Annotated in this window: 1 rRNA gene (cut by a window edge); it reads right to left on the bottom strand. The window is 56.5% G+C overall.

Annotated features, from left to right (window positions below):
* Positions 1 to 2,674, bottom strand: a 23S ribosomal RNA gene (locus ACF068_RS32160) (its annotated part continues 174 nt past the right edge of the window); the annotation flags it as partial.

The raw sequence follows: 2,674 nt of genomic DNA on the forward strand, positions 1-2,674 counted from the left end.
ACAACTGGCACACCAGAGGTTCGTCCGTCCCGGTCCTCTCGTACTAGGGACAGCCCTTCTCAATATTCCTACGCGCACAGCGGATAGGGACCGAACTGTCTCACGACGTTCTAAACCCAGCTCGCGTACCGCTTTAATGGGCGAACAGCCCAACCCTTGGGACCGACTCCAGCCCCAGGATGCGACGAGCCGACATCGAGGTGCCAAACCATCCCGTCGATATGGACTCTTGGGGAAGATCAGCCTGTTATCCCCGGGGTACCTTTTATCCGTTGAGCGACGGCGCTTCCACAAGCCACCGCCGGATCACTAGTCCCGACTTTCGTCCCTGCTCGACCCGTCGGTCTCACAGTCAAGCTCCCTTGTGCACTTACACTCAACACCTGATTGCCAACCAGGCTGAGGGAACCTTTGGGCGCCTCCGTTACTCTTTAGGAGGCAACCGCCCCAGTTAAACTACCCATCAGACACTGTCCCTGATCCGGATCACGGACCCAGGTTAGACATCCAGCACGACCAGAGTGGTATTTCAACGGCGACTCCACCTGAACTGGCGTCCAAGCTTCACAGTCTCCCACCTATCCTACACAAGCCGAACCGAACACCAATATCAAACTGTAGTAAAGGTCCCGGGGTCTTTCCGTCCTGCTGCGCGAAACGAGCATCTTTACTCGTAGTGCAATTTCACCGGGCCTATGGTTGAGACAGTCGAGAAGTCGTTACGCCATTCGTGCAGGTCGGAACTTACCCGACAAGGAATTTCGCTACCTTAGGATGGTTATAGTTACCACCGCCGTTTACTGGCGCTTAAGTTCTCAGCTTCGCCCTGTCGAAACAGAGCTAACCGGTCCCCTTAACGTTCCAGCACCGGGCAGGCGTCAGTCCGTATACATCGCCTTACGGCTTCGCACGGACCTGTGTTTTTAGTAAACAGTCGCTTCTCGCTGGTCTCTGCGGCCACCCCCAGCTCACGGAGTAAATCCGATCACCGGTGATGGCCCCCCTTCTCCCGAAGTTACGGGGGCATTTTGCCGAGTTCCTTAACCATAGTTCACCCGAACGCCTCGGTATTCTCTACCTGACCACCTGAGTCGGTTTAGGGTACGGGCCGCCATGAAACTCGCTAGAGGCTTTTCTCGACAGCATAGGATCATCCACTTCACCACAATCGGCTCGGCATCAGGTCTCAGCCTTAATGTGTGACGGATTTGCCTATCACACGGCCTACACCCTTACCCCGGGACAACCACCGCCCGGGCTGGACTACCTTCCTGCGTCACCCCATCGCTTACCTACTACAGGTCTGGTCCGTCGGCTCCACCACTTTCCTTTCCCCGAAGGGTCCGGAACGGCTTCACGGACTTAGCATCGCCTGGTTCGATACTGGGCGTTTCAAAGCGGGTACCGGAATATCAACCGGTTGTCCATCGACTACGCCTGTCGGCCTCGCCTTAGGTCCCGACTTACCCTGGGCAGATCAGCTTGACCCAGGAACCCTTAGTCAATCGGCGCACACGTTTCTCACGTGTGTATCGCTACTCATGCCTGCATTCTCACTCGTGAACCGTCCACAACTCGCTTCCGCGGCTGCTTCACCCGGCACACGACGCTCCCCTACCCATCACAGTCCCCGTTGGGGGTATGTACTGCAATGACACGACTTCGGCGGTACGCTTGAGCCCCGCTACATTGTCGGCGCGGAATCACTTGACCAGTGAGCTATTACGCACTCTTTCAAGGGTGGCTGCTTCTAAGCCAACCTCCTGGTTGTCTCTGCGACTCCACATCCTTTCCCACTTAGCGTACGCTTAGGGGCCTTAGTCGATGCTCTGGGCTGTTTCCCTCTCGACCATGGAGCTTATCCCCCACAGTCTCACTGCCGCGCTCTCACTTACCGGCATTCGGAGTTTGGCTAAGGTCAGTAACCCGGTAGGGCCCATCGCCTATCCAGTGCTCTACCTCCGGCAAGAAACACACGACGCTGCACCTAAATGCATTTCGGGGAGAACCAGCTATCACGGAGTTTGATTGGCCTTTCACCCCTAACCACAGGTCATCCCCCAGGTTTTCAACCCTGGTGGGTTCGGTCCTCCACGAAGTCTTACCTCCGCTTCAACCTGCCCATGGCTAGATCACTCCGCTTCGGGTCTTGAGCGCGCTACTGAATCGCCCTGTTCGGACTCGCTTTCGCTACGGCTTCCCCACACGGGTTAACCTCGCAACACACCGCAAACTCGCAGGCTCATTCTTCAAAAGGCACGCAGTCACGAGATACAAGCAAGCTTGCATCCGACGCTCCCACGGCTTGTAGGCACACGGTTTCAGGTACTATTTCACTCCGCTCCCGCGGTACTTTTCACCATTCCCTCACGGTACTATCCGCTATCGGTCACCAGGGAATATTTAGGCTTAGCGGGTGGTCCCGCCAGATTCACACGGGATTTCTCGGGCCCCGTGCTACTTGGGTGTCTCTTAAACGAGCCGTTGATGTTTCAGCTACGGGGGTCTTACCCTCTACGCCGGACCTTTCGCATGTCCTTCGCCTACATCAACGGTTTCTGACTCGTCTCACAGCCGGCAGACTGTGAAAAAGAGATCCCACAACCCCGCATGCGCAACCCCTGCCGGGTATCACACGCATACGGTTTGGCCTCATCCGGTTTCGCTCGCCACT

The sequence above is a fragment of the Streptomyces sp. NPDC016309 genome (assembly GCF_043077235.1).
In the GTDB taxonomy this organism is placed as follows: domain Bacteria; phylum Actinomycetota; class Actinomycetes; order Streptomycetales; family Streptomycetaceae; genus Streptomyces.